The sequence below is a fragment of the Chitinophaga deserti genome, from assembly GCF_003149455.1.
Classification (GTDB): Bacteria; Bacteroidota; Bacteroidia; order Chitinophagales; family Chitinophagaceae; genus Chitinophaga; species Chitinophaga deserti.
The window spans coordinates 228,951-253,615 of sequence record NZ_QFFK01000002.1 but is presented as its reverse complement, the minus strand read 5'-3'; the positions used below and the strand labels follow the sequence as shown (position 1 = coordinate 253,615).

Annotated in this window: 24 protein-coding genes and 1 riboswitch; of the genes, 11 read left to right on the top strand and 13 right to left on the bottom strand. The window is 51.0% G+C overall.

Annotated elements, in window-relative coordinates:
• Positions 1-38 precede the first annotated feature (38 nt).
• The 7 genes from thiH to thiS all read right to left on the bottom strand — a co-directional run bounded on the left by thiH (position 39) and on the right by thiS (position 6,124).
• The gene (gene thiH, locus DEV76_RS05055) at positions 39-1,151 is read right to left on the bottom strand and encodes a 2-iminoacetate synthase ThiH (protein WP_109696664.1); all 1,113 of its coding nucleotides are present in this window, start codon (positions 1,149-1,151) and stop codon (positions 39-41) included.
• Positions 1,152-1,160: 9 nt separating this feature from the next.
• Positions 1,161-1,955 (bottom strand): thiazole synthase, encoded by a 795-nt coding sequence (locus tag DEV76_RS05050; RefSeq protein WP_109695761.1) that lies wholly within the window; start codon positions 1,953-1,955, stop codon positions 1,161-1,163.
• Entirely contained in the window at positions 1,940-2,548 is a 609-nt protein-coding gene (gene thiE / locus DEV76_RS05045; protein ID WP_109695759.1) for a thiamine phosphate synthase, read from the bottom strand. Before thiE ends, DEV76_RS05050 begins: the two co-directional genes overlap by 16 nt.
• A 10-nt stretch (positions 2,549-2,558) precedes the next feature.
• Positions 2,559-3,320 (bottom strand): hydroxymethylpyrimidine/phosphomethylpyrimidine kinase, encoded by a 762-nt coding sequence (locus DEV76_RS05040; RefSeq protein ID WP_109695758.1) that lies wholly within the window; start codon positions 3,318-3,320, stop codon positions 2,559-2,561.
• A gap of 49 nt (positions 3,321-3,369) precedes the next feature.
• Entirely contained in the window at positions 3,370-3,933 is a 564-nt protein-coding gene (locus DEV76_RS05035) for a thiamine phosphate synthase (RefSeq protein ID WP_157962721.1), read from the bottom strand.
• Positions 3,934-3,998: 65 nt separating this feature from the next.
• Entirely contained in the window at positions 3,999-5,810 is a 1,812-nt protein-coding gene (gene thiC, locus DEV76_RS05030; protein WP_109695754.1) for a phosphomethylpyrimidine synthase ThiC, read from the bottom strand.
• A gap of 110 nt (positions 5,811-5,920) precedes the next feature.
• On the bottom strand, positions 5,921-6,124 hold the full coding sequence (gene thiS, locus DEV76_RS05025) for a sulfur carrier protein ThiS (RefSeq protein ID WP_109696661.1): 204 nt from the start codon (positions 6,122-6,124) through the stop codon (positions 5,921-5,923).
• A gap of 51 nt (positions 6,125-6,175) precedes the next feature.
• Positions 6,176-6,277, bottom strand: a riboswitch (TPP riboswitch).
• Positions 6,278-6,362: 85 nt separating this feature from the next.
• Here thiS and DEV76_RS05020 point away from each other — a divergent pair.
• Positions 6,363-6,938: a sugar O-acetyltransferase gene (locus tag DEV76_RS05020; protein WP_109695752.1), complete on the top strand. Its 576-nt coding sequence runs from the start codon at positions 6,363-6,365 to the stop codon at positions 6,936-6,938.
• A 37-nt stretch (positions 6,939-6,975) separates the two neighbouring features.
• Positions 6,976-7,461, top strand: coding sequence for a lipocalin family protein (locus DEV76_RS05015; protein WP_109695750.1), 486 nt, complete (start codon positions 6,976-6,978; stop codon positions 7,459-7,461).
• 334 nt (positions 7,462-7,795) lie between these two features.
• Here the strand turns inward: DEV76_RS05015 and DEV76_RS05010 are convergent, their stop codons facing one another.
• The 3 genes from DEV76_RS05010 to dnaN all read right to left on the bottom strand — a co-directional run bounded on the left by DEV76_RS05010 (position 7,796) and on the right by dnaN (position 10,340).
• Positions 7,796-8,050 carry a hypothetical protein gene (locus tag DEV76_RS05010; RefSeq protein WP_109695748.1) on the bottom strand — a complete coding sequence of 85 codons (255 nt, stop codon included), beginning with the start codon at positions 8,048-8,050 and terminating at the stop codon, positions 7,796-7,798.
• Positions 8,051-8,084: 34 nt separating this feature from the next.
• Entirely contained in the window at positions 8,085-8,924 is an 840-nt protein-coding gene (locus DEV76_RS05005) for a sterol desaturase family protein (RefSeq protein ID WP_109695746.1), read from the bottom strand.
• A gap of 297 nt (positions 8,925-9,221) precedes the next feature.
• Positions 9,222-10,340, bottom strand: a complete 1,119-nt coding sequence (gene dnaN / locus DEV76_RS05000; RefSeq protein WP_109695744.1) for a DNA polymerase III subunit beta — start codon at positions 10,338-10,340, stop codon at positions 9,222-9,224.
• A 288-nt stretch (positions 10,341-10,628) separates the two neighbouring features.
• Between dnaN and DEV76_RS04995 the strand changes: the two genes are divergently transcribed.
• From DEV76_RS04995 to DEV76_RS04970, 6 genes are all read left to right on the top strand, one after another.
• Positions 10,629-11,888: a pyridoxal phosphate-dependent aminotransferase gene (locus tag DEV76_RS04995; RefSeq protein ID WP_109695742.1), complete on the top strand. Its 1,260-nt coding sequence runs from the start codon at positions 10,629-10,631 to the stop codon at positions 11,886-11,888.
• Positions 11,889-12,876: 988 nt separating this feature from the next.
• A complete protein-coding gene (locus DEV76_RS04990; protein WP_198651946.1) occupies positions 12,877-13,461 on the top strand; it encodes a TetR/AcrR family transcriptional regulator in 585 nt (194 codons plus the stop codon).
• Position 13,462: 1 nt separating this feature from the next.
• Positions 13,463-14,071 (top strand): TetR/AcrR family transcriptional regulator, encoded by a 609-nt coding sequence (locus DEV76_RS04985; RefSeq protein ID WP_109695738.1) that lies wholly within the window; start codon positions 13,463-13,465, stop codon positions 14,069-14,071.
• A 22-nt stretch (positions 14,072-14,093) separates the two neighbouring features.
• Positions 14,094-15,455: a TolC family protein gene (locus DEV76_RS04980; RefSeq protein ID WP_109695736.1), complete on the top strand. Its 1,362-nt coding sequence runs from the start codon at positions 14,094-14,096 to the stop codon at positions 15,453-15,455.
• A gap of 8 nt (positions 15,456-15,463) precedes the next feature.
• On the top strand, positions 15,464-16,528 hold the full coding sequence (locus tag DEV76_RS04975) for an efflux RND transporter periplasmic adaptor subunit (protein WP_109696659.1): 1,065 nt from the start codon (positions 15,464-15,466) through the stop codon (positions 16,526-16,528).
• A gap of 30 nt (positions 16,529-16,558) precedes the next feature.
• The gene (locus DEV76_RS04970) at positions 16,559-19,753 is read left to right on the top strand and encodes an efflux RND transporter permease subunit (RefSeq protein ID WP_109695734.1); all 3,195 of its coding nucleotides are present in this window, start codon (positions 16,559-16,561) and stop codon (positions 19,751-19,753) included.
• Positions 19,754-19,875: 122 nt separating this feature from the next.
• On the opposite strand, the gene proC is transcribed toward DEV76_RS04970, so the two are convergent.
• From proC to dusB, 3 genes are all read right to left on the bottom strand, one after another.
• Positions 19,876-20,676 carry a pyrroline-5-carboxylate reductase gene (gene proC, locus DEV76_RS04965; protein WP_109695732.1) on the bottom strand — a complete coding sequence of 267 codons (801 nt, stop codon included), beginning with the start codon at positions 20,674-20,676 and terminating at the stop codon, positions 19,876-19,878.
• A gap of 137 nt (positions 20,677-20,813) precedes the next feature.
• Entirely contained in the window at positions 20,814-21,383 is a 570-nt protein-coding gene (locus DEV76_RS04960) for an HNH endonuclease (protein WP_109695730.1), read from the bottom strand.
• Positions 21,384-21,416: 33 nt separating this feature from the next.
• On the bottom strand, positions 21,417-22,487 hold the full coding sequence (gene dusB, locus DEV76_RS04955; RefSeq protein WP_109695728.1) for a tRNA dihydrouridine synthase DusB: 1,071 nt from the start codon (positions 22,485-22,487) through the stop codon (positions 21,417-21,419).
• Between the two features lie 80 nt (positions 22,488-22,567).
• Here dusB and DEV76_RS04950 point away from each other — a divergent pair, with 80 nt between their 5' ends.
• The 3 genes from DEV76_RS04950 to DEV76_RS04940 are packed head-to-tail and all read left to right on the top strand — an operon-like array spanning position 22,568 to position 24,630.
• Entirely contained in the window at positions 22,568-23,491 is a 924-nt protein-coding gene (locus tag DEV76_RS04950; RefSeq protein WP_109695726.1) for a CPBP family intramembrane glutamic endopeptidase, read from the top strand.
• 4 nt (positions 23,492-23,495) lie between these two features.
• Entirely contained in the window at positions 23,496-23,726 is a 231-nt protein-coding gene (locus tag DEV76_RS04945; RefSeq protein WP_109695724.1) for a putative signal transducing protein, read from the top strand.
• 37 nt (positions 23,727-23,763) lie between these two features.
• Positions 23,764-24,630 (top strand): phosphatidate cytidylyltransferase, encoded by an 867-nt coding sequence (locus DEV76_RS04940; protein ID WP_109695722.1) that lies wholly within the window; start codon positions 23,764-23,766, stop codon positions 24,628-24,630.
• The last annotated feature ends 35 nt before the right edge of the window (positions 24,631-24,665 follow it).

Here is a 24,665-nt window from a genome sequence, read left to right as displayed (position 1 = left end):
CACCGGAACTTCCATAAAATTGTCTAAACCCGCTGTTTTTAATGCCCGAAATCATCCCAGTCTTTCCATACCGGGCTATACCCCTGCCGCCGGATCATCTCAGCTACCGCGGCAGGACTGCGCTCATCAGATATCTCGAATTGCTCCAGTGAGTCTGGTTCCACAGCATAGCCACCCGGGTTGGTGCGGCTGCCGGCGCTCATGGTAGTGACCCCGAGTGGAACGAGATGGTCGCGGAAACGGGGGCTTTCACGGGTGGAAAGACTAAGCTCCACATCCGGACTTAAAAGCCGGTATGCACAGATGAGCTGCAGGAGCTCACGGTCGTTCATGATAGACTTAGGCGGCAGTCCGCCGGAAAACGGACGCAGGCGGGGGAACGAAATGCTATAGCGCGTTTGCCAATAGGTGCGTTGGAGATAATCGAGGTGCAGTGCGGTGAAGAAGCTGTCTGTCCGCCAGTCTTCCAAACCAATCAGCACCCCCAGCCCAATTTTATGTACACCGGCCCTGCCAAGCCTGTCAGGCGTTTCGAGCCGCCAGGCGAAGTTGGATTTACGGCCTTTGGGATGATGCTTTTTATAATCCCCTTCATGATACGTTTCCTGGTATACCAGCACGGAATGCAGGCCCAGCGGGGTTAGGGCGCGGTAATCTTCCTCTTCCATAGGCTGCACTTCGATGGATATCTGCGGGAAGTGCTGTTTGAAGATGGGCAGCGCGCGGGAGAAATAATCCATACCTACCGTTTGCCATGCTTCGCCGGTTACGAGCAACACGTGCCCGAAGCCCATATTTTTTACTGCTTCTATTTCATGGAGCATTTCTGCACCGGTGAGGGTTTTGCGGCGTAAAGGATTGTTCAGGCTGAAGCCGCAATAGGTGCAGATGTTCTGGCATTCGTTAGAAAGGTAAACAGGTGCATACAGCTGAATGGTTTTGCCAAACCGCTGCCGGGTAAGCTGGCCGCTGAGTGCCGCCATCCTTTCCAGGAAGGGCGCTGCGGCAGGGGAAATGAGCGCCATAAAATCTTCAGTGCCACGGCGGCTTTTACGCAGCGCAACTTCCACATCTGCCGTGGTTTTGGAATAGATTTTACCTTTCACATCATCCCATTCATATTGCCTGAAAATGGTTTCGAATGTAGGCATATGCATCATTTACTGGTGTGTGTTAAAGTCATCAGCGTCATCCAGAAAAGCGAGTACAGGGCTGCTGGCATGTGCACTATTGCTGGATGCAGGCAGTCCGGCGAGGTATGCCTTCCTTCCTGCGGCTACTGCTGCAGCAAAGGCTTCTGCCATAGCCACAGGGTTACCGGCCACTGCAATGGCGGTATTTACTAGCACGGCATCGGCTCCCATTTCCATAGCGGCTGCGGCATGGCTGGGTGCGCCTATACCTGCATCCACTACCACGGGCACATTACTTTGTTCAATAATGATCTCCAGGAAATCTTTGGTGCACAGGCCCTTATTGGAACCAATGGGAGCACCCAGTGGCATAACGGCCGCGGCACCTGCAGATTCGAGACGTTTGCACAGTACGGGGTCGGCATGGATGTATGGCAATACAATAAAGCCTTTGGCAGCAAGGGCTTCTGTAGCGGCCAGTGTTTCCACCGGGTCGGGCAGGAGGTAGCGCGGATCGGGGTGAATCTCCAGTTTAAGCCAGTTGGTTTCCAGGGCTTCACGCGCCAGCTCTGCTGCATAAACGGCCTCCCGCGCATTACGGACACCAGAAGTGTTCGGCAGCAGCCGGAATAGCGGATGGCGAAGATGGGCCATCAGATTATCGGGCTGATGCCCTGCATCTACCCGGCGAAGGGCCACTGTTACGAGTTGCGACCCGGATGCAAGAAGTGCCCGTTCCATGATACCGGTGTCTCCGAATTTGCCCGTTCCGATAAACAGGCGGCTGGTGAAAGCCTGCCCGGCAATTATGAGTTCGTCCATATGCAATCGAGGATTTGCTGCACGGTAGATTTCTTGTCGCGTGCATGTGTGATCAATCCGGAAACGGCGATGCCGTAAACGCCTGCTTCCAGCAGCTCCGGTATGTCTTCAGTTACAATACCGCCGATGGCGATAACGGGGATGCCCGGTTGTGCTGCCATCAGCCGCTGGTATCCTGCTATACCTAAAACAGGGCTTAGTTTTTCCTTGGTGGTGGTAAAGCGGTAAGGGCCATACCCGATGTAGTCGGCCCCTGCGGCTGCATGAGTGAGTGCATATTCAGGTGTGTTGGCGGTGCCGCCTACCAGAATATGCTGCCCTACAATAGCGCGGGCTTCAGCCACCGGCATATCGTTTAACCCAACATGCACGCCATGGGCGCCTACTGATTTTGCAAGTTCGGGATGATCGTTGATGGAAAGGGTGGCGCCATATGTACGGCATATTTCCATGGCTGCGATTGCTGCGGCAGAAGGGTCGCCGGATTTAATGCGTAGCTGCACCCAGCGGCATCCTGCTTCGCAGGCAGCCAGGATATTATCGGCATGCGATGCGCCGGGCGTTTCCTGAGAAATGTATAATAGTCGTTCCATTGTAATCGGTTTAATAGTGAATGGTTTGCCGCTCCTCCGATTCGTGCCAGCCCACCAGGGCAGGACTGCTCATGAGGTAGCGGAACGTGTAATCTTTACCTGCACGGCATGCTTCGGGCAGGGGCATGCCCGTGGCCAGTGCGGCAGTAATGGCGGCAGACAGTACGCAACCCGAGCCATGTTTCGCATATGCGGTGGCAGAAGATGGAGCAAAGTCTGTTTCCGTGTTTGCATGAAACAATGTGTCGTGCCCGGGTTTAGACGGGCGGTGACCGCCTTTGAGTAATACCGCACAATGCTTGGCCATAGCCCGTGCGCCATGCTCTCCATCAGGGAAGCCGCTCATAGCCACAGCTTCGTCGTAGTTAGGGGTGAGGAGTGTGAGCGATGGCAGGATGGATGCCCATGCTGCATGGATAGCCGTATGGAAAACGTAGCCCGCCGAGGCACGCAATACAGGGTCCAGCACAAACGAGATACCGGGCCGTACGGCACGCAGGGCAGTCATAACCTCAGCCAGGGTATCGGGGTGTGAAATGATGCCCACTTTGCAGTAATCCACAGGGTATTGCTGCACGAGAGGCAGCGCCTGATTGATGATACTGTCTGCACTGAGCCATTCCACTCCGAGGAACTCGGTGTCGGTTTGTACGGTGAGTGCGGTACATACGCCCAGGCCGCGGAGGCGCCAGGCTTCGAAGGTTTTTATATCTGCCAGCAGCCCCGCACCACCCGATGGGTCGAGGCCGGCAAGGCTCATTACATAAGACATGGCAACAGGGGTTTTATCAGTTTGCGAAACAGTTGTAAGCGGGTATTCTTCATGGATGGGTATTTTTTAGAACAGGTAATGGGGACTGCCACAAACGCAGCATTTCAGTTAAGAGAGTAACGGACTGCACAGGATCAGGATGTTGCCACACCGCTCCCAATACTGCCGCACCGCAGAAGCCGCGTGCCTTCACTTCACTAATGTTTCCGGCATGCACGCCTCCCAGTGCCAGCGCATTGGGAGGAATGGTATCGAACTGCAGGGCACAATGGCCGGGCTTGGAAATACTGTCGAACACCGGGCCGAGCAGCACCGCATCATAAGCTGATGTGTCTGCAGTTCCACTGTGAATGGAAGCACTGATCCATCTGCCGGCTTCCCTTAACTTCCGTAATTCGTACGGAGCAATACGGGCACGGGCATCTTCACTGAGGTGCAGGCCTTTCAATCCGTAGGTTTCTACCAGCGAAGGATGGGTGGCTGCCATTACACGGTTATGGTACCGGGCAGGGAGTTGCTCCAGCCACTGCGCATATGCATGAACCGACCATCCCGGCTTGCGCAGCAGCAATGTCTGTAACCCGGCGCCGAATGCAGATTCGATGATCTGCATTTCAGTGAGCGCCGGATTACAGTTGCTTTCCTTTACCGGAAACTGCGGTGATGTGATAAGCCAGATCATGCGTAAATCTCTCCTCCCCTTGCGGTGAAATCTTTAGACATCTCTTCCATGGCAGCTTCACGATCGGCGTGTTCCCTCACTTCCTGTGAAATCTTCATAGAGCAGAACTGCGGGCCGCACATAGAACAGAAATGGGCCACCTTGGCACCATCTGCCGGGAGCGTGGCATCATGGAAGCTGCGGGCAGTATCAGGGTCGAGGGAAAGGTTGAACTGATCTTCCCAGCGGAACTCAAAGCGGGCCTGGCTCAATGCATTATCGCGGTGCTGCGCTCCCGGATGTCCTTTAGCGAGATCAGCCGCATGGGCCGCCAGCTTATAGGTGATCACACCTGTTTTAACATCGTCGCGGTCCGGCAGGCCGAGGTGTTCTTTAGGCGTTACATAACAGAGCATGGCGGTACCGTACCACCCGATCATGGCTGCGCCGATGGCGGAAGTGATATGGTCATACCCCGGGGCAATATCGGTAGTGAGAGGGCCGAGGGTGTAGAAAGGCGCTTCATGGCAATGCTCCAGCTGCTTGTCCATATTCTCTTTGATCAGGTGCATGGGCACATGGCCCGGCCCTTCAATCATTACCTGGATATCCTCTTTCCAGGCGCGTTTGGTTAATTCTCCCAATGTTTCCAGCTCACCGAACTGGGCAGCATCATTTGCATCGGCAATAGAACCGGGCCGCAGGCCATCGCCCAGGGAGAAGGCAACATCGTATGCTTTCATGATCTCACAGATCTCATCGAAATGGGTATAGAGGAAGTTCTCCTTATGATGTGCAAGGCACCATTTGGCCATGATGGACCCGCCGCGGGAAACAATGCCCGTCATACGTTTGGCCGTGAGCGGAACATAACGGAGCAGTACACCAGCGTGGATAGTGAAGTAGTCTACCCCCTGTTCAGCCTGCTCTATGAGTGTGTCGCGGAAGATTTCCCAGTTGAGGTCTTCCGCTTTACCGTTCACTTTTTCGAGTGCCTGGTAAATAGGTACGGTGCCGAGGGGAACGGGGCAGTTGCGGATGATCCATTCCCGGGTTTCATGAATGTTTTTCCCGGTGCTGAGGTCCATAATGGTATCGGCTCCCCAGCGGCAGGCCCATACAGCTTTTTCTACTTCTTCTTCGATGGAAGAGGTGACGGCGGAGTTACCGATGTTGGCGTTGATCTTAACGAGGAAGTTGCGCCCGATGATCATGGGTTCTGCTTCCGGGTGATTGATGTTGGAGGGGATGATGGCCCTGCCTGCAGCCACTTCGCTGCGTACGAACTCCGGAGTAATGAGGCGCGGTGCATTGCCGGTACCACGGTGTTGCTGCCAGAGGGGATTTCCTTCACGGAAAGCACTGTCTGCACGCTGGTTTTCGCGGATGGCGATATATTCCATTTCCGGGGTGATGATGCCTTTGCGGGCATAATGGAGCTGGGTTACATTGGAGCCGGGAAGTGCTTTCCTTGGCAGGGGCGGCTGGCCGTTACGGAGATGAGCAAGGGCAGGATCGAGCAGGCGGGCACGGCCGTAGTCGGATGTAAGGGCGGGCAGGATGGATACATCACCCCGTTCATCGATCCAGCTTTCCCGGAGGCGGGGGATACCAATTGCGGGATCGATGACTATGGAAGGGTCGGTAAACGGGCCGCTGGTATCGTACACCGTAACGGGAAGATTGGGACGCTGCTCTCCATGGCGGCCGTGCAGGCGGGTGTCTGACAGGGAAATTTCCCGCATGGCCACCTGAATATCGGGCCGTGATCCGGGAACATAGATTTTCTGCGAGGCAGGAAAAGGAGTGCGGGTGATGAGGTTTTGCATAATAAAATGAGTTAAGTGTTTACGTATGGGCATAAGAGGGCCTCTGCGCTCAGGAAGGGCGCAAAGAACCATTACCGCTCGGTATTAAGGGAGCAGTGAATTAACGGGCGTTATCCGCCCTGTGTGGCCTGAATAATGGTGATGTGATCGTCCGGCATCAAAAGGGTACTGGGCCATGCAGGCCTGGGTATTACCTGGCGGTTCACCGCTACGGCGATGCCTTTTCCGGAAGAAAGCTGGATAAACTGTAAGAGGGCAGACACGGAGGTTTCCGGCTGCACCGCATAAAGTTTATTGTTTACATGCACTTCCATGTTTACAAGGAATTTAAGTGAAACAATAAACTTTAAGGATGTGGTGAGAAGGAGTTCAGTATTACTTTTCCCTACGGCAGTGTGAACTGCATCAGGTACTGAGGGTATCATCTCAGTTCCGGGTCTAACCCCGGAACACCCCTAAAGTGACCACAAATCTAAGTGTTGACCTTCCAATTTCCAAATACTGTATAACTGATCCCTTCCTTTTCAATGCGAGAATACTAACTTTAACTGTATGGAAACTACGAATCATGAGGGTGTGAAAGTTATTCACCGGCAAACGCCCGCGTCTGCAGAGATGGTATCCAATACCAGGCGAGCGATGAAACTGACGGCTTCCATGAATCGTTTAACTTTCGACGATGCAGACCAGGTACGGCTGCTGTTCAGCGAGCTTACCGGGCAGCAGGTGGACGACCGTTTTATCCTGATCCCGCCATTTTATACGGCGGGAGGAAAAGAAATACGCGTGGGGAGGAATGTATTTATCAACCAGAACTGCACTTTCTATGACCTTGGCGGACTTGAAATCGGTAATGATGTAATGATCGGCCCAAATGTGAGTATCATTACAACCGGGCATCCATTAGACCCTGTACAGCGGCGTGCCGTTACCATTGGTAAGCCCATCAGGATTGAAAAGAATGTATGGATTGCAGCGGGCGTTACCATTATTGGCGGAGTTACCATAGGGGAGAATTCGGTGGTGGCGGCAGGGGCTGTGGTAACAAAGGATGTTCCTCCCAATGTGCTGGCGGGCGGAAATCCTGCCCGTATTATCCGTGCTATTGAAACGCAACCTGCTGTTTAGCACTATCTTTGATATGTTATAATAAACAACCGTTCGTATGACCCGCATCTTCCTGCCTGCGATTCTTCTCCTTGCCGCCGCCTGTAACAGTGGTGAAGGCGAAACGCATAAAGACAGTGTAGCCGTTACAGGTAGCGATACAGTTTTCATAGAACAGCCGCTGGACCCCGCCCCTGTATTGGATACGGTGCATATAGACTCTGCCCTTTTGCCCGGCAAATGGGTGCAGCCCGCCGAAGGGGTGGATACCCTTATGCTGGGCTTCCATCTCCGCAAAGGAGGCAAAGCGTCTTCCATTATGCTGGAAAGCCTCAAATACCAAAGCTGGACCCTGAAAAATGATACCCTCCTCCTGCACGCCCTCGCAGGATATTCCAAAGCAGATACTGTTTTCCTGCAGACAGACACGCTCATTATCCGTGAACTGTCAGACACTGCCCTGCGGGTGCATCCCGTAAATGCGGCGCAGGAACACCTGGAAACCTTCACCCGCCTGGCTGCTCCAAAGAAGAAAAAGAAATAGCTTCCCACATCACCAGCGTTGGAGTTCATTAGCCCTGGCGGCTAATGCAATCTTCTACTTCGACATTTTGCAACAATGAAAATTTCCCCGCACTACAGATGGGGACAGGAGTGAATACACCTACACTGCTTCCGGTAAGGAAACGGCATAACTATGCTGTGTTGTTTCAAGGATATAAGGAGGTGGCAGGACGGCAGGGGGCACTGCGGAAACCGGGTGTTAACAGGATAGCAACGCAAGTTCCCCGATTCAGGATTCGGGAGGTTCATCATTAGGCGGGTACGGCTAGGCACCGGCGCCCGAAGGGAGGAACTTGCGGTTCAGCATTACTTGCCTACAGGTTATACATTTGCCAGATACCTATTCCTGTGGCTACGATAGACAGGAACAGGCCGGCTATGGCCATTTGCAGTTCATCAATATTCTTGCGGGCAATGATTACGGATGCCACGCAAAGCATAACCCCTGCCGCGCCAATGTAAATAGCTGCTTCAGATGATTTGCTGATAAATGAAAATGCTGCGGTGACAACACCGATGAAAATGGATGCAAAACCTGCAATCTTGGGCAGACTTGTTGGGTGGTGCATTGTTGTACGGATTATAAGTGATCAAATAAATTGGCTATTGGTGTAATTCTGTCTGTTGAGGCGCCTGGTTGGTAACCGGCACATCTTCCCACGGTGTCTTCAGTAAAGGCCCGATTTGCTGATAACGCTCATCCAGATATTCATCCAGCCCATAACGCAGGCTGGTGGTATCTTTCACTGTCACAAATGTGCCGAAAAGGCGGTCCCAGATGGAGAAAATATTCGCGTAATTAGAATCGGTCTCAGGTTGGTAACGGCTGTGATGCACCTTATGCATGTCGGGCGATACGATGATCCAGCTCAGCCCCTTGTCCAGCCAATGCGGTAAATGAATATTCGCATGGTTGAACTGGCTCATAAGGGCAGACAGCGACTGGTAAAACATCACCATCCAGATGGGGATGCCCGTTATTAAGATGGCCAGTAACAGTGCGCCTACACGAAAAACACTTTCTACCGGGTGATGGCGCAGGGCCGTGGTGGCATCCACTGCCGTATCGGTATGGTGGATTTTGTGGAAATGCCACATCCACGCGGTTTTGTGCTGTATCAGATGAACGAGGTAAGCACCTATCAGGTCCATCATCATCACGGCCAGCAGGGCGTGCAGCCATAAGGGCAGTTGCAGGAGGTACAGCAGGCCGAATGGCTCATGTGTAGTCCAGTCTGATGCTTTTACAATTATAAAGGCAAACCCCAGGTTCACAACAGCAGTGGTCAGCGTAAAGAACAAATTGGTGCCGGCGTGCCGGAGGCGGTGGTTGCCGAACCTGATTCGCGGGATCACTCCTTCAATCAACCATAAAATTACCAGGCCTGCCACCAGCATCGCGGTGCGGTAATGAGAAGGTATATGTTCAAAAAACTCACTCATTATTTCAGGGTAAATGGTCGTGTAAGCGGATCAGTTATGAAAAACCATGCTTGTTCTCACTTAGAAATTACGACATTTTGCCCAATAGTGGCGGATTTCAGCCCAGATAATTCTTCAGCAGGAAGGAAGGATTTCATTCATAGATTTATTTATATAACAAGAAAAATATAAGCGTGGAGGGATTCGGGAGCTTTTGAGAAAAATGCCGGATTTGTTTAATATATAATGGTTTTTCATACGAAATAAAAAAGCCGCCTGATACCAGGCGGCTTTTTCTATGTACGGTTACGTAGCTTTTTAGTTGTTCATCAGCAGCGGCATAACAAGCATCAGGAGGTCTTCCTCTTCTGCTTTTTCAACCGGGCGGAGAATGCCTGCTTTGGTAGGCGCGCTGAGGTCGATAGTGATTTCATCACCTTCGGCAGCGTGGAGCATTTCGATGAGGAATTTGGCGTTGAAGGCAATCTGCATGTCTTCGCCATTGTACTGGCAGCTCATACGCTCGTTACCTTCGAAAGAGAAGTCCACATCCTGGGCCGAAAGCTGCAGTTCTGCGCCGCTAATGCTCAGGGCAACCTGGTTGGTGCTCTTGTTGGCGAAAACGCTTACACGCTTCAGGGCGTTCTGGAAATCGCTCTTAACGAGGGTAAGGCGGTAAGGATTGTCTTTAGGAATAACTACTTTATAATCAGGGAAACGCGCATCGATCAGTCGGCAGATCATTTGCGCATTTTGATGGGATACGAAGAAGTGGTTGCTGCTGTAAGCAATACGGATCTCACTGTCGTTGTCCGGAATAGCGGATTTCAGCAGGTTGAGCGGCTTCTTGGGAACGATGAAGGTATCGGCCTGAGGGCATTTAACATCTGTACGGATGTATTTCACGAGGCGGTGCGCATCGGTTGCAACAAAGGTGATATTATCAGGGTGCAGCTCAAAGAAAACACCGGTCATCTGCGGGCGCAGATCGTCGTTGCTGACAGCGAACAGTGTTTTGGTAATGGCAGTGAGCAGGGCAGACGAGATCATGGTGAAGTTTGTTGCATCTTCCGCAGCAGGCTCTTTAGGGAAGTTCTCCGGATTTTCACCCATCACCTTATACTTACCGTTATCGGAAGTAATCTCAACTGCAAAAGAGTTCAGATCAATATTGAACGTAAGCGGCTGGTCGGGCAAATTCTTCAGGGAATCCATGAGGATTTTCGCGGGGATACAGATACGGCCTGTTTCTTTGGCCTCTACTTCAAGCTTTACCTTCATGACGGTTTCCAGGTCGGTGGCCACCACGGTCAGCTCATTCCTGTCTATCTGGAAAAGAAAATCCTCCAGGATGGGCAGCACAGTATTGGAGTTGATCACGCCGCTGATCTGTTGCAATTGTTTCAGTAAAGTGGAGGAAGAAACGATAAACTTCATAAGGTTACTTAATAATTGTTGCAAATGTAAGGCAAACAAAGATAGAAAGTTTCGCCAATGATCCACCCCCGGCTTTTCCACATCTGCGATTCACAAACAAAATTGGTAAAGACGAACGCCGCTTGTCAAAAACGCAGTAAAGTCATCAATTATTGAATGAATTCCATGAAAATAGTGTGTATATTGAAAATATCGAAAACAATGCCGGGATTCTTTTAAATTATTGACAAATCGGTTAGTTTTGCGGGCGCAAAAAACATCAATTCATTTAAAATTAAATCAAGGGATATGAAACTGTCTCATTTAGCCGAAACGCTGATAGGTTCCGAAATTATCAAACTTGCAGGAGAGATCAAGGAAAAGCAGGCTAAGGGTGAAAAGATTTACAATTTCACCATTGGCGATTTCGATCCCAAGGTTTTCCCCATTCCCCTGGAGTTTGAAAACGAAATCATTCAGGCATACAGGGATAAATACACCAACTATCCTCCGGCTGATGGTATCCTCGAACTGCGTAAAGCTGTTGGCGGGTTTATCAGCGAAAGGGAAGGTCTGGACTACGACCCCCTCAGCGAGATCGTTATCTCCTGCGGCGGCCGTCCCATCATTTACGCTACTTACCGTACCATCGTTGACCGTGGCGAGAAAGTGATCTACGCTACCCCTTCCTGGAACAACAACCACTACACCCACTTCCTGGAAGGTGAGCACGTTGTACTGGAAACTAAAGTGGAAAACGACTTTATGCCTACCGCGGCCGAGCTGAAGCCCCTCCTCAAAGGTGCTACCCTCCTCGCCCTCTGCTCTCCCCAGAACCCTACCGGCACCACCTTCGCCAAAAAGCAACTGGAAGAGATCTGCGATATGGTACTGGAAGAAAATAAAAGCCGCAGCGCCGGTGAAAAACCCCTCTACGTGCTGTTCGACCAGATGTACTGGGTACTCACCTTCGGCGATACGCAGCACTACAACCCCGTATCCCTCCGTCCGGAAATGAAGGATTACACCATCTTCATCGATGGTATGTCCAAAGCTTTCGCCGGTACAGGTGTGCGCGTGGGTTGGGCACTCGGTCCCAAACACGTGATGAGCAAGATGAAATCCATCCTCTCCCACGTTGGCGCATGGAGCCCCATGGCCGAGCAGAAAGCTGCCGCCAAATATCTCGTTCAGAAAGAAAACGTGGATAAATACCTCGCTCACTTCAAAGGTGAAGTGGAAGAGCGCCTCGTAAAAATCTACGAAGGCTTCGACGGACTGAAGAAAGCAGGCCATGCGGTAGACGCCATCGCCCCCCAGGCTGCCATCTACCTCACCATTAAGCTCGACCTGAAAGGGAAGAAAACCGCTGATGGTAAAGTACTGGAAGATCAGGGAGCCGTTACCAGCTACATCCTCGATGAGGCCAAACTGGCGGTAGTGCCTTTCTACGCCTTCGGTTCCGACCGCACCTCTCCCTGGTACCGCCTCAGCGTAGGTACCTGCGTGAAGGAAGAGATCCCTGCTATGCTGGAAGCGCTGAAATCAGCCCTTGAGAAACTGAAATAGTAAAGGTGATATCTATATAATGTCTTTCCGGCCCCGGTGCTCCATGCACCGGGGCCTTTTTTATATCCTGACCCGCCGTTTCAATGCCACCAACCTTTGCTTTGAAGTAACCTGCAAGTAGGGGTATTGACTTTCTTACATATCTAATACCCATTCTTAAGGTATATATAAGTTACCTGAAAGCTACCCCTATATAGGGTATCTCAAAGGTGGCTCAAAGGTATCTCAAAGGTATCTCAAAGGTGGCTCACATGACAATTGAATGATAATTAAGGTGCCCCAAAATGCAAGGCTGGCTACTGGGTACAGGCAGCCCTCAATAATGGAAGGTGTTAGCTCCCCTGAAGTTTCTCGCGAAGTTCTAAGGTGTTGATTATCAATACGCTTCTTTCGCCCAGGAAAGAGTTATGCATCATTTGCGCCCTTCTAAAACCTTATTAACTACAGTTTTACACAAATATATTTAATGTGTAATGGAGGCTGTTATTCTCCTTTTAACCTTCACTTATTAGAAATCACAGTTCTCAGGAAAGGCACCTGTTTGAAAAATTTGAAAGTGCGGCAAAGAAATATTGATTGAAAATCAGCCTGTTTCCGCCGGTGAATTTAATCGAACAGGTGATAGCTTCAAACCGTTATGCAGGCAGCTAATTCGCCTAAAACCATATTAATGACGTTTTTACACAATTGTTTTTAATATGTAATTTTAAAAGCCCCTTTTGTGTATAAGTGCGAATAAATACCCTTTTCTATATTAAGTAATTGATAATCAATTATATTCAGATTTCCCACTGATCGTTACTTCCTTCTTCTTCAACCACTTGCATTTTCTGAAACCCCGGAAACTTCCAACACCCGTTACTGTCACATAATCGTTAAAAATGCGTTAAATGGTCAACTCTGCTTACCATATTTCGAAAATCTTTCTACTTTTGACTTTGTAACTAAAAAAGTCAGAAAGTTAATGTTGACTGAAAACAGGGATGAAATGAGGGAACGCATCATCGATGCGGCACTGAAGCGGTTCACTTACTATGGTGCGTCGAAAACGACCATGAGCGAAATCGCTGAGGACCTCCATTGCTCCAAAGCCTCCCTGTATTACTATTTCCCCGACAAGCAGGCGCTGCACATTGCCGCCCTTGAAAAAGCCGGGGAAACCTACTTCCTGGATCTCCGGGAAAAAGCCAACGCCGCAGCTACCGCCCGGCAGGCACTCATGGAGCTCATTGCAGTAAGGCACGAGTTTGCCCGCAGATTCTGCCGGCTGGAACTGTTTAAGGTGCTGAAAGACAGGCAACTGGTACGATTTGCCCATGAAGCATTCGAAAATGCACGCGAAAGAGAGATTAAGTTAATAACGGACATCATAGAAAAAGGCGCCGCCCGTGGTGAGTTGGTAACTGCAGAGCCTGAAAAAGTGGCCGCCTTGTATATGCATGCTATGATCGGCTTGCGCCTGTCACTGGTGAACAAAGATATCAGTGAAGAGATCAGTGACGCAGAGTTTGAAAGAGTGAGAGAGTGGCAGGTGCAACTGGCCGACATATTCATCAATTCTTTAAAAAAGTAAGATGCGCGACAGGATTTTGGAAACAGCGCTGCGCTTGTGCAAAACTTATGGGGTGAAAAGCATTACGATGCAAGACATCGCAAAGGAATGCGGTATCTCCAAAAAAACCGTGTACGAGCATTTTTCCGACAAAAACGAGCTGATCGATGAAGTTACCAACTTCATGACCGGTACTTACTGCAACCAGCTGGCCGATTGCCAGGATGCCGGCCGCGATGCCATTGAGGAACTGGTGCTTTCCATAGGGCATACCGAAAGGATGGCCCGCAGTACCAACCCGGTACTCCTCTTCGAACTGGAAAAGTATCACCCCTCCGCATGGAAGAAGGTGAAGAACTTCAAAGACGAAATGGTGGCCGCCATCATCCGCAGCAATCTCGAAAGAGGCATCCGCGAAGGGCTGTACCGCAACAACCTCCGGGCCGATATCATGGTGTACCTCCGGCTCATGCAAATGGACGCACTCTTCAACCCGGTGCAGTTCCCCGCTGCACAGTTTGAAATGCACGATGTCATGTACCAGATCACCGTTCATTATATAAATGGCATCGCCACGCCGGAAGGCCAGGCGCTGCTGGAACAATATCTTCCTTCTTCAATCACCGCATAACACTATCGTTACAATACACAGCATGAAAAAATGGATCATACCGTTCTTGTTCCTGTCCTCTGCCTGGACCACGAACGTTTACGCACAATCGAAACAGCTAACGCTGCAGGATGCCCTCCGTTTTGCGCTGGATCATAACCAGCAGCTGGCCGTGAGCCGCCTGGAAGAACAGATCGGAAAGCAAAAGACTTCTGAGATCCGTGCACAGGCCCTCCCCCAGCTTAACGCCACCGGAAGCATTACCGACAACATCAAGAAACAGGTAATGGTACTCCCCGGCGAAATGAACCAGAACGAGCCGGGCAAACCCATGGCACTGGAAGTAGGTACCACCTGGAACGCCAGCGCCTCCGGTACCCTCACCCAGCAACTCTTTAACCAGAGCGTATTCACCGGCCTTCAGGCTGCCCGCTCCGGAGAAGAATATTATGCCCTGCAAACACAGCAAACCAAAGAGAAGGTAATATATAATGTATCCGCACTCTATTATGGAGTACTGGTACGCCAGGAAAAACTAAACGTGGTACAGAGCAATATCGATAAAATGACGAAGCTGGTAGCCACCACGCAAAGTCAGCTCGATAATGGTTTGGCCAAACGTATTGACCTGGACCGTATCAAAGTGAACCTCGTTAACTACCAGACACAGAAAACGCAACTGATCAATCAGCTGAAAGTAGATGAGAACAACCTGAAGGTAGTGATGGGCATGCCCGTTACCGAAGATCTGGAGTTCCCGGCTATGGCGCTTAGCGATATCGAACAGAAAGCTGCGCTTACGCAGGACTTTGGCAGCTTCAACCTCGAAAACCGTACGGAGTTTAAAGTGCTCAAGAAAACGGAAGAGCTGCAGCAGTTCCAGAAGAAGGCTTATGTTTCCGAATACTTCCCGCAGCTGTCGTTTAACGCACAGTATTCCTATAACGGGCTGAGCAACAAGTTCGACCTCTTCAAAGGTGGTAACACTACTGCCCAGTGGTTTGGCATGGCTAACGTTGGCCTCACCCTGAAAATTCCCATCTTCGACGGTTTTGCCCGCCGCAGCCGCGTAAGGCAGGCTGAGCTTACCCTCGCGCAGGTATCCAAACAACTGGAAGCCAATAAACTGGATCTTACCACTGCTTTTGAAAATGCCCGGCTGAACATCCTCAACAGCCTGACCACCATCAAAACGCAGAAGGAAAACGTAGCCCTCGCAGATGAGGTATACGCATCCACTCAGAATAACTACAACCTGGGCCTCGCAAACCTCACGGATCTGCTGAATGCAGAAACTTCCCTTGCCGAAGCACAGAACAGCTATAACGAAGCACTGCTGCAATATAAAATAGCAGAGCTCGACCTCATCAAATCACACGGTAACCTGCCCTCACTCTTAAACTAATGCAAGCCATGAAGAAAGTTTTAATCTACGGCATTTTAACAATAGCAGCCATCGCGGCGATCATTTACAAACTGAACGCCAACAAAGCTGCCAACGCAGCGAAAACAGAATTCGTTAAACAAAGTAACACCGGCGATATTCCCGTACTCACCGAGAAAGCAACCCGTGTGGATTTTGATCAGCACTTCGCTGCCAACGGCAACTTTGAGCCGTTCCGCGAACTGACCTACCTCAGCGAAGCTGCCGGCCGTATCAATCAACTCATGGTAGACGAGGGCAGTGTTGTAAAGCAGGGCCAGATCCTTGCACGTATCGACGATGAAATCGTAGGTACCGACCTGGCTTCCGCAAAAGCCAATCTGCAACAACTGAAAGTAGATAAAGACAGGTATGAAGCCGCTTTCAAAACCGGTGGCGTTACCCAGAAGCAAATGGATGATGCCCGCCTCCAGTACGACCTGGCCGTTTCCCGCTACGAAGCTGCCAGCCGTAAGGTAAACGATACATATGTGAAGTCTCCCATCTCCGGATTCATCAACGCCAAGTATGTTGAGAAAGGCACCTACCTCTCCGCAGGTACCAAAATGTTCGATATCGTAGACGTTAGCCGCCTTAAGCTGCGCGTTACCGTTCCCGAGCTGCAGGTGATCAACCTCAAACTGGGCGATAAAGTGAATGTGACCACTAACGTTTACCCCGAAATCCAGTACACCGGTAAAATCACGTTCATCGCTGCCAAAGGCGATGCTACCCTGAGTTACCCTGTGGAAATGGAAGTGATCAACATCGCCGGCAAGCAACTGAAAGCCGGTATGTATGGCACTGCCAATTTCGAAATGCCTGAACAGGAACCCTCCATGCTTATTTCCCGCAACGCTTTCGTTGGCGGTGTTAACAGCAACCAGATATATGTAATGGAAGGAAACGTTGCCAAACTGCGCAAAGTAACCGCCGGCCGCATCTATGGTGAAAAAGTGGAAATCCGCGAAGGCCTGAATGAAGGTGAAACCGTTATCATCAGCGGACAGATCAACCTGACCAACGGTGCTAAAGTAGCCGTACAGGCCCAGTAAGACGATTGCTTCACTTAACAAACCGACACAATGAAGATTACAGAGATATCGATAAAAAGGCCGACGGTTGTGGTGGTGCTATTCACCATCCTCACGCTGCTGGGGGTACTCAGTTACAAGACGCTGAACTATGAGCTGCTGCCCAAGTTCTCCTCCCCGATCGTGACCATCGCCACCGTTTACCCGGGCGCCTCGCCCTCCGAAGTGGAAAGCACCGTCACGAAAAAGATCGAAGACGCCGTGGCTTCCATGGAAAACATTAAGAAACTGACTTCCAAATCCTCCGAGAGCCTCTCCATGGTTACGGTGGAACTGAATAACGATGCTGATGAAGACATTGGCCTGCAGGATGCACAAAGGAAGGTGAACGCTATCCTTGCTGAACTGCCCGGCGATGCCAAACCTCCGTCTCTTAATAAATTCTCCCTTGATGATCTTCCGATCATGACACTTTCCGCTACTGCGAAAATGGATGACCGGAAATTCTTTGACCTGATCGACAAGCGCATCCAGCCCATGCTGAGCCGCCTGCCTGGTGTAGCCCAGATCACACTGATCGGTGGCCAGGAAAGAGAAATCCAGATCAACATCGACCCTAAGAAACTGGAAGCGTACAAGCTGTCTATCATGCAGGTACGCCAGACGGTTACCAACGCCAACCTCGACTTCCCTACCGGTAAGGTAAAAACTACCGATCAGCAGATCCTCGTGCGCCTGGCAGGTAAATATAAAGATGTGGACCAGCTCCGCGGCCTCGTACTCGCTACTACTTCCACCGGCACACAGGTGCGCCTCGGTGATGTAGCCGATGTGCAGGATGCGCAGAAAGATGCAGACAGGCTTGCCCGTGTAGATCGTGAAGCAGCTATTGCCCTGCAGGTACAGAAACAATCCGATGCGAATGCCGTAACGGTATCTGAACAGGTACACAAGGCTATCGCCGGTATCGAAAAAGAATATGCCGCAGCCGGCCTGAAGATCAAGATCGCGAACGATAACTCTGTGTTCACCCTGGAGTCTGCCGACTCTGTGATCCATGACCTCGTGATTGCCGTACTGCTCGTGGCAGCGGTAATGATGTTGTTCCTGCACAGCTTACGTAACGCCATCTTCGTAATGATCTCCATCCCTGCTTCACTGGTAGCAACATTCATCGGGATGAAACTATTCGGCTTCTCGCTGAACCTCATGTCGCTGCTGGGCCTTTCGCTGGTGGTTGGTATCCTTGTGGACGACGCCATTGTGGTACTCGAAAACATTTACCGCCACATGGAGATGGGTAAGAATAAAGTACGCGCTGCATTTGATGGTGTAAAGGAAATCGGGTTTACCGTAACCTCCATTACGCTTGTAATTGTGGTGGTGTTCCTCCCCATTTCACTGACGAACGAACTGGTGAGCAAGATCCTCCGTGAGTTCTGCGTGGTGGTTATGATATCCACGATGCTCTCCCTGCTGACTTCGTTCACCATCGTACCGCTGCTCGCTTCCCGCTTCGGTAAGCTCACACATCTAACCGGTAAAAACTTCTTCGAGAAATTCATTCTCTGGTTCGAACGCCAGCTGGATAAATTCACGCAGTGGATGACCGGTGGCCTGAAATGGGCGCTGAGAAATAAAACCGTTACCCTTGTAGGTGTATTTGCACTCCTGATCGCGTCCTTCCAGCTGGTAGGCCGCGGATATATCGGTGGTGAGTTTATCCCGAAAGGCGACCGTGGTCAGTTTATCGTGATGCTCGAGATGCCGAAAGATGCATCCATCGAACAAACCAACCAGGCTACCCTGAAAGCAGAAGCCTTCCTTGAAAAGAAATCTGAAGTTACCTCGCTGATCACCACCGTGGGTCAGACTTCAGAAGATGGTTTCGGTGCTTCACAATCTACCGCCTACAAAGCGGAGATAACCGTGCAGCTGGTAGACCTTCACCAGCGTGAAGCTGCAGACATCCTTGCTACGCACATCAAAAAGGAACTGAAAGCTATCCTTCCCGGTGTGAAAGTGAAAACTACTTCCGTAAGCATCATGGGTACTGCAGAACGCGCTCCCATCGATGTGATCGTAATGGGTACCGACCTCGACAGTGTGTTCAAATTTGCGAAAGCGGGTATGGCCGAACTGCAGAAAATAGAAGGTGCTACGGAAGTGAAACTGTCTGTAGAAGAAGGTAACCCTGAGATCAATGTGCAGGTGGATCGTGATAAAATGTCGGCCCTCGGCCTCACACTGGAAAATGTGGGTGGTACGATGCAGACGGCATTCAGCGGAACTGCGGATGACTCCAAAGTGAAATTCCGCCAGGGTGAGTATGAATATGATATCAACATCCGTTATGGCGACTTTAACCGCCGCAACATTGCGGATGTGGCCAATATTGATTTTAAGAACGATAAAGGTGAGCTGGTGAAGCTCTCGCAGTTCGCTACCATCACCGAAGGGTCTGGTCCGAGCCGCCTGGAGCGCCGCGATAAAAGCACTTCCGTTTCCATACAGAGCCAGGTAATGGGCCGCCCTGCCGGTACCGTAACCCAGGAGTTCGTAGCGAAACTGAGCACCATGCCGAAGCCTATGGGCGTTAGCTACCTGCTGGGCGGTGATGCTGAAAATCAGGGAGATTCGTTCTCCACACTGGGTATGGCACTGCTCATTTCCATCATCATGGTGTACCTGATCATGGTGGCGCTGTACGACAACTACATCTATCCTTTCGTGGTAATGTTCTCCATCCCGCTGGCTATCATCGGTGCCCTGCTGGCACTGGCGCTTACCAACAATACGCTGAACATCTTTACCATCCTGGGTATGATCATGCTGATCGGGCTTGTGGCGAAGAACGCGATCATCCTTGTAGACTTCACCAACCAGATGAAGGAAGAAGGACAGAGCACTTACGACGCGCTCATCCATGCTAACCATGCCCGTCTCCGCCCGATCCTGATGACTACCATCGCGATGGTGATTGGTATGTTGCCGATCGCACTGGCAACAGGTGGTGTGGCATCGACCAAGAATGGTCTGGCATGGGTAATCATCGGCGGCCTTATCACATCCATGTTCCTGACGCTGATAGTAGTGCCGGTAATTTATATGGTGGTGGATAAGACGATGGCGAAGTTCGGCATGGGCCGTATTTCCAAGAAGCGTTACATCCGTCAGCGGATGGTGGCGCCTACGGAGCAGGAGCTGGAATCACGCGATTTGCAGTCTGCTTCGATGATGAACTGATAAAATACTTGCATAAGTAACAATAGTGTTACAAACAGTGTAACAGTTGTAGGTTTAACTATAAAATGGCCGGGATATTCTTATCCCGGCCTTGTTGTTTTTATGCAAATATGTTGGGGGAATTATCCCTTGGTGATCTTGTTGTAGGAGCTGGTGATGCCTTTGATGAGGGAGGAGCTGAAGCCCTGGTGTTCCATTTCGTTGAGGCCTGCGATGGTGCAGCCTTTGGGCGTGGTAACCTTATCGATTTCTGCTTCGGGGTGGCGGTTGCCTTTGATGAGGAGCTCTGCCGCGCCTTTAACGGTTTGTGCGGCAATGAGGTTGGCGGTGGCGGCATCGAAACCGATTTCGATTCCGCCCTGAATGCTGGCACGGATGAAGCGGAGTGCATAAGCGATACCACAGGCGCCGAGTACGGTGGCTGCGTCCATGAGCTTCTCGTCGATAGCTACGGTAACGCCCAGCTGGTCAAACATCTGTTTCACGAAATTGGTCTGTTCTTCGGTTACATTCCGGCCGCAGATGCAGGTGATGGATTCCTGTATGGCGATGGCGGTGTTGGGCATGGCGCGGAAGATGGGCAGGCCGGGAAGGGTGATCTTTTCAAGGTCGTCGAGCAAAACGCCGGTAACCACTGAAATGAGCAGTTGTTTTTCTGTATCGAAATTAGCGCGGAGTTCGGTGAGTACTTCTTTCACGTTGTATGGCTTGAGGGCCACCACTACCACGTCCGCTTCGCGGATAGCTTTGGCATTATCGGTTTCAACATGAACGCCCTGCTCGCGTAATGCGGCCAGGGTGGCGACGTTTCGCTTAGTAATGGTGATTTCTCCTGCCTTGGAGAAGCCACTTTTGAGGAGGCCCTCCGCAATGGCGGAACCGAGGTTGCCGCCGCCTATAATGGCGATTTTCTTGCCTGACATAGTCTACTGATTTGGAAGAGTAAGGTACACCAAAACCCCCGTTCCTGCAAGCGCCCGTAAAAGGCGATGGTCTCCGTTTGGCGGAGACCATCGTCAGACAACATCAAAATATATGACCATTCCTGATGACTCAGGCGTTAATCCAGGGTTACGTGGCTCCAGTTTTCGCCACTTTTAATGCGGTAAAGCTGCATTTCGCTGATAGAAAACTGTTCCGCGATCTGCTTCATCGTTTTGCGCCCCGGCTTATCCAGCAGGCGCTTGATGCTTTTTACCTTGGCAATATTCAGCTTCAGCCCTTTGGTACGGTGGCGCTGCTGCTCTTTGTAAGCCAGCTTGGCCGGACTGTTCTGCTGATGCTGTTCCATTTCCTCCTTGGTGGCCCATCGGAGGTTGGAGATTTTATTATTCTTTTTATCGTAGTCGAGATGGATAACGTATTTCTGTGTGCGGGAGGTTTTGGGGATAAAGAGGCGCGCCACTTCGCGGTGCAGGTAGAGGGATTGATAAGTATCTGCCGGTTTGATGTTCAGGACGGTGTAGCCTTCCACGGTAGAGCCGTTTAGGAGCCGCCCTTCTTCTTTGCTTTCCTGGTAACTCATCACTCTTCCCATGGTGGAAACTGCGTAACGCTTACGCAGGGCAGATTTGTTTTTAATCTGCAAGTCTTTCCAGACCTCGTTTTTCAAGTTTTTGATTGTGGCCATTGTGAAAGCAATTTATATGGTTCATTTCTGGGGTCAGTCCGGAACGTCACATGTCAGTTCCCGCTCCGGATATGTTGCTGTTGCTTCTAAGCCAGCCATTGGGGCCATCGTCCTCTCAAATATATGATCTTTGTACTGATATTCTACGGCATCCAGCACTTCTTCTATGCCTGGGGCCGTATTGCAAGTTACTAATTGTGAACGGAATTCCTTGATATGGGGGAGGCCTTTCAGGTAATTCGTATAGTGCCTTCTCATTTCGAGGATACCTACCACATCGCCCTTCCACTGGATGGAGCGGCGGAGGTGTTCTTTGCATACTGCCACCCTTTCTGCCACGGTGGGCGGGGGCATATGCCGGCCGGTGGCCATGAAGTGTTTGATTTCGTTGAAGATCCAGGGGTAGCCGATGGCTGCCCGCCCGATCATGATCCCGTCTACCCCATATTTAGCCCTGGCAGCTACAGCCTGCTCTGGCGTACAGATATCCCCGTTGCCGAAAATGGGGATCTGGATACGGGGATTGTTTTTGACTTTGCCGATGAGGGTCCAGTCTGCATGCCCCTTATACATCTGGGTACGGGTGCGGCCGTGGATGGTGAGGGCTTTAATACCCACATCCTGGAGCCTTTCTGCGACCTCTTCTATGTTCCGGGTATCATCGTCCCATCCGAGGCGGGTTTTGACGGTAACGGGGAGCTTCGTGGCTTTTACGACGGCCTGCGTAAGGCGGACCATCTTGGGAATATCTTTGAGGATGCCGGCGCCGGCACCTTTACAGGTTACTTTTTTAACTGGGCAGCCGAAATTGATGTCGAGGAGATCGGGATTGGCGGCCTCCACGATCTGGGCGGCCATAGCCATAGGCTCTTCATCGCCCCCGAAGATCTGGATACCAACGGGCCGTTCGAATTCGAATATATCCAGCTTCATGCGGCTTTTAATAGCATCGCGGATGAGGCCTTCCGAAGAAATAAACTCTGAATACATGAGGTCGGTGCCCTGCTGTTTGCAGACCGCACGAAAAGGGGGATCGCTGACATCTTCCATGGGCGCCAGCAAAAGCGGGAACTCACCCAGTTCTATATCTCCAATTTTCACCATATAATTAATGCCAGTTAGAATTTTTATCCGGCAAACTGACAAATGCCCTGTAAATTTACGCAAATTTACCACAGCGAAAGATGATGGACTTTATACGGAAGGCTTCCCCGTTTGGGCAACTGGCGATTTTATTAGGACTGATGTCGGTTTGTTTTGTAGTATTCGGCGTGCTCATTCAGGGCATCTTCCCGGCTATCAGCGGGGGCTACACGATGGTACAGGCGCAGGACCCCGCTATAATGTCTAAATCCTCCGTGGTTTCTGCTTTTCGTATATCGCAGTTTTTCTATACGTTCGTCGTATTCCTGGTGCCCGGCGTACTGTTTGCCTGGGCCATGGGCCGCCCGGCACAATACCTCCGCCTGAACCGCGGTTTGCCCTTCATGCAGCTGGTGCTTGCCGTACTGGTGCTGATGTGCTCCCTCTACCTCGTAGGGGCTTCCGCAGAATGGAATAAACTGGCCGGTCTACCGCAGCGTTTCCACGACATGGAGAAAATGGCGGAAAGGCAGACCAAAATCATGCTGCAGATGCCCGATTCCTGGACCATGTTCAAAAACCTCCTCCTGATGGCACTGCTGCCGGCCATTGCCGAAGAAGTGTTTTTCCGGGGATGCCTCCAGCGTATCGTACAAAAGATGGTGCGCAATGGCTGGGTGGCCGTATTGATCACCGCCCTCATCTTTTCCGCCATCCACATGCAATTCCTCACCTTCCTGCCCCGTGTTATACTCGGATTCGTGATCGGCGCGGTATTCCTGGTAACAGGAAACCTCTGGCTGGCCATCGCCGGGCACTTCATCAACAATGGCATGCAGGTGGTATTGTTTTATCTTTACCAGAGCAAAATGATCAGCAGGGACCCCGCTGCAGAAGAGCAGGTGCCTTTCTATCTCGCCATATTCAGTGCCGTTATTACCGGGCTCCTCATCTGGAGGCTGGGAGAAAGAGCCAAACAGGCAGGGTACAACTGGCGAACGGCGGAAACAGAACTTAAAAACTAGTATCATGGAAAAAGACTGGGTAAAAGTATACCATAGCAACATCGCTTACGAAGCAGAGATCATCCGTGGCATGCTCGCCGAAAACGAGATAGACGCCGTGATCGTGAACCGCCAGGACTCCTCCTTTGTAACCATGCTTCCCGGAATGGATGAAGTATATGTACATATAGACAATGAGGAAAAAGCCAAACAACTCATTGCAGAAAGCCGACCCGAGCCGGGTAAAATAGATTAACCGGCCATCTGGAACCGGTTCCACTTTAAATCATCGCATGAAGACTTTTATTACGCGGACCATTACCGCCCTGTTTTTCGTGGCCATTATGCTGGGAGGCATCTTATGGTCACCCCTATCCTTCTTTCTCCTGTTTTTTCTTGTAAACTTCTTTGCGCTAAAGGAATATGCCAGCCTGGTCCGCCATATTGATGCTGACTACACGGAAATTTCCGCCTGGCACCGGAACGGAGTGCTGATTGCCGGTTGTGCCCTCATGATGGCTATTGCCGGCGACAGGTTCGAATATGACGGGCTTTCGCTGGGAGAAATCGGCTGGGTGCTCACGTTCATATTCCTGCTCGTTATGCCGCTGGGCGAGATCCTTATGGGGAAAGATTTTTCCCTCAAATCCATCGGGTATTCGCTGCTGGGACTGTTGTATGTTACCGTGCCCTTCGGGATGCTGGTAGACATGAGCTTTACCGTTGACGTGGTTCCCGGGTTTGGCCAGGTCTATATCTGGATGTACCCGCTCACCCTGATCTGCTGTATCTGGATCAACGATACCATGGCTTATATCGTGGGTTCCCTCATCGGGCGTACCCCTTTCGCCCCGGCTATTTCCCCGAAAAAAACCATTGAAGGAACGGTAGGCGGGATGATCCTTGCCGTGGCTGCAGCGGGCGTATTCGGTTACTTTTGGGGGCATGAATGGATGCCGTTGCAGCATTGGATCGCTTTCGCGGCCATCGCCGCCATCTTCGGTACGGCGGGAGACCTGCTGGAGTCCAGGCTGAAAAGGCTGGCAGGTGTTAAGGATTCCGGAAGCATCATGCCGGGGCACGGTGGCTTCCTCGACCGGTTCGACTCCCTGCTGGTAGCCGCACCTATCGCATGGATCTACATGAGGCTCTTCTTCTGATAATTATTTTTCTTCATACCTTCGTACCGCCTTAT

Excerpts from the sequence above, each read along its gene's own strand:
- proC (WP_109695732.1), bottom strand. The coding sequence starts at position 20,676 with ATGTCAGGCAAGAAAATCGCCATTATAGGCGGCGGCAACCTCGGTTCC.
- DEV76_RS05015 (WP_109695750.1), top strand. The coding sequence starts at position 6,976 with ATGACCCGCATCTTCCTGCCTGCGATTCTTCTCCTTGCCGCCGCCTGT.
- DEV76_RS04940 (WP_109695722.1), top strand. The coding sequence starts at position 23,764 with ATGAAGACTTTTATTACGCGGACCATTACCGCCCTGTTTTTCGTGGCC.
- DEV76_RS04975 (WP_109696659.1), top strand. The coding sequence starts at position 15,464 with ATGAAGAAAGTTTTAATCTACGGCATTTTAACAATAGCAGCCATCGCG.
- DEV76_RS04945 (WP_109695724.1), top strand. The coding sequence starts at position 23,496 with ATGGAAAAAGACTGGGTAAAAGTATACCATAGCAACATCGCTTACGAA.
- thiS (WP_109696661.1), bottom strand. The coding sequence starts at position 6,124 with ATGGAAGTGCATGTAAACAATAAACTTTATGCGGTGCAGCCGGAAACC.
- DEV76_RS04995 (WP_109695742.1), top strand. The coding sequence starts at position 10,629 with ATGAAACTGTCTCATTTAGCCGAAACGCTGATAGGTTCCGAAATTATC.
- thiC (WP_109695754.1), bottom strand. The coding sequence starts at position 5,810 with ATGCAAAACCTCATCACCCGCACTCCTTTTCCTGCCTCGCAGAAAATC.
- DEV76_RS04950 (WP_109695726.1), top strand. The coding sequence starts at position 22,568 with ATGATGGACTTTATACGGAAGGCTTCCCCGTTTGGGCAACTGGCGATT.
- DEV76_RS05005 (WP_109695746.1), bottom strand. The coding sequence starts at position 8,924 with ATGAGTGAGTTTTTTGAACATATACCTTCTCATTACCGCACCGCGATG.
- DEV76_RS05020 (WP_109695752.1), top strand. The coding sequence starts at position 6,363 with ATGGAAACTACGAATCATGAGGGTGTGAAAGTTATTCACCGGCAAACG.
- dusB (WP_109695728.1), bottom strand. The coding sequence starts at position 22,487 with ATGGTGAAAATTGGAGATATAGAACTGGGTGAGTTCCCGCTTTTGCTG.
- DEV76_RS05035 (WP_157962721.1), bottom strand. The coding sequence starts at position 3,933 with ATGCAGATCATCGAATCTGCATTCGGCGCCGGGTTACAGACATTGCTG.
- thiH (WP_109696664.1), bottom strand. The coding sequence starts at position 1,151 with ATGCCTACATTCGAAACCATTTTCAGGCAATATGAATGGGATGATGTG.
- DEV76_RS05050 (WP_109695761.1), bottom strand. The coding sequence starts at position 1,955 with ATGGACGAACTCATAATTGCCGGGCAGGCTTTCACCAGCCGCCTGTTT.
- DEV76_RS04970 (WP_109695734.1), top strand. The coding sequence starts at position 16,559 with ATGAAGATTACAGAGATATCGATAAAAAGGCCGACGGTTGTGGTGGTG.
- DEV76_RS04990 (WP_198651946.1), top strand. The coding sequence starts at position 12,877 with ATGAGGGAACGCATCATCGATGCGGCACTGAAGCGGTTCACTTACTAT.
- DEV76_RS05040 (WP_109695758.1), bottom strand. The coding sequence starts at position 3,320 with ATGTCTTATGTAATGAGCCTTGCCGGCCTCGACCCATCGGGTGGTGCG.
- DEV76_RS05010 (WP_109695748.1), bottom strand. The coding sequence starts at position 8,050 with ATGCACCACCCAACAAGTCTGCCCAAGATTGCAGGTTTTGCATCCATT.
- dnaN (WP_109695744.1), bottom strand. The coding sequence starts at position 10,340 with ATGAAGTTTATCGTTTCTTCCTCCACTTTACTGAAACAATTGCAACAG.
- DEV76_RS04960 (WP_109695730.1), bottom strand. The coding sequence starts at position 21,383 with ATGGCCACAATCAAAAACTTGAAAAACGAGGTCTGGAAAGACTTGCAG.
- DEV76_RS04985 (WP_109695738.1), top strand. The coding sequence starts at position 13,463 with ATGCGCGACAGGATTTTGGAAACAGCGCTGCGCTTGTGCAAAACTTAT.
- DEV76_RS04980 (WP_109695736.1), top strand. The coding sequence starts at position 14,094 with ATGAAAAAATGGATCATACCGTTCTTGTTCCTGTCCTCTGCCTGGACC.
- thiE (WP_109695759.1), bottom strand. The coding sequence starts at position 2,548 with ATGGAACGACTATTATACATTTCTCAGGAAACGCCCGGCGCATCGCAT.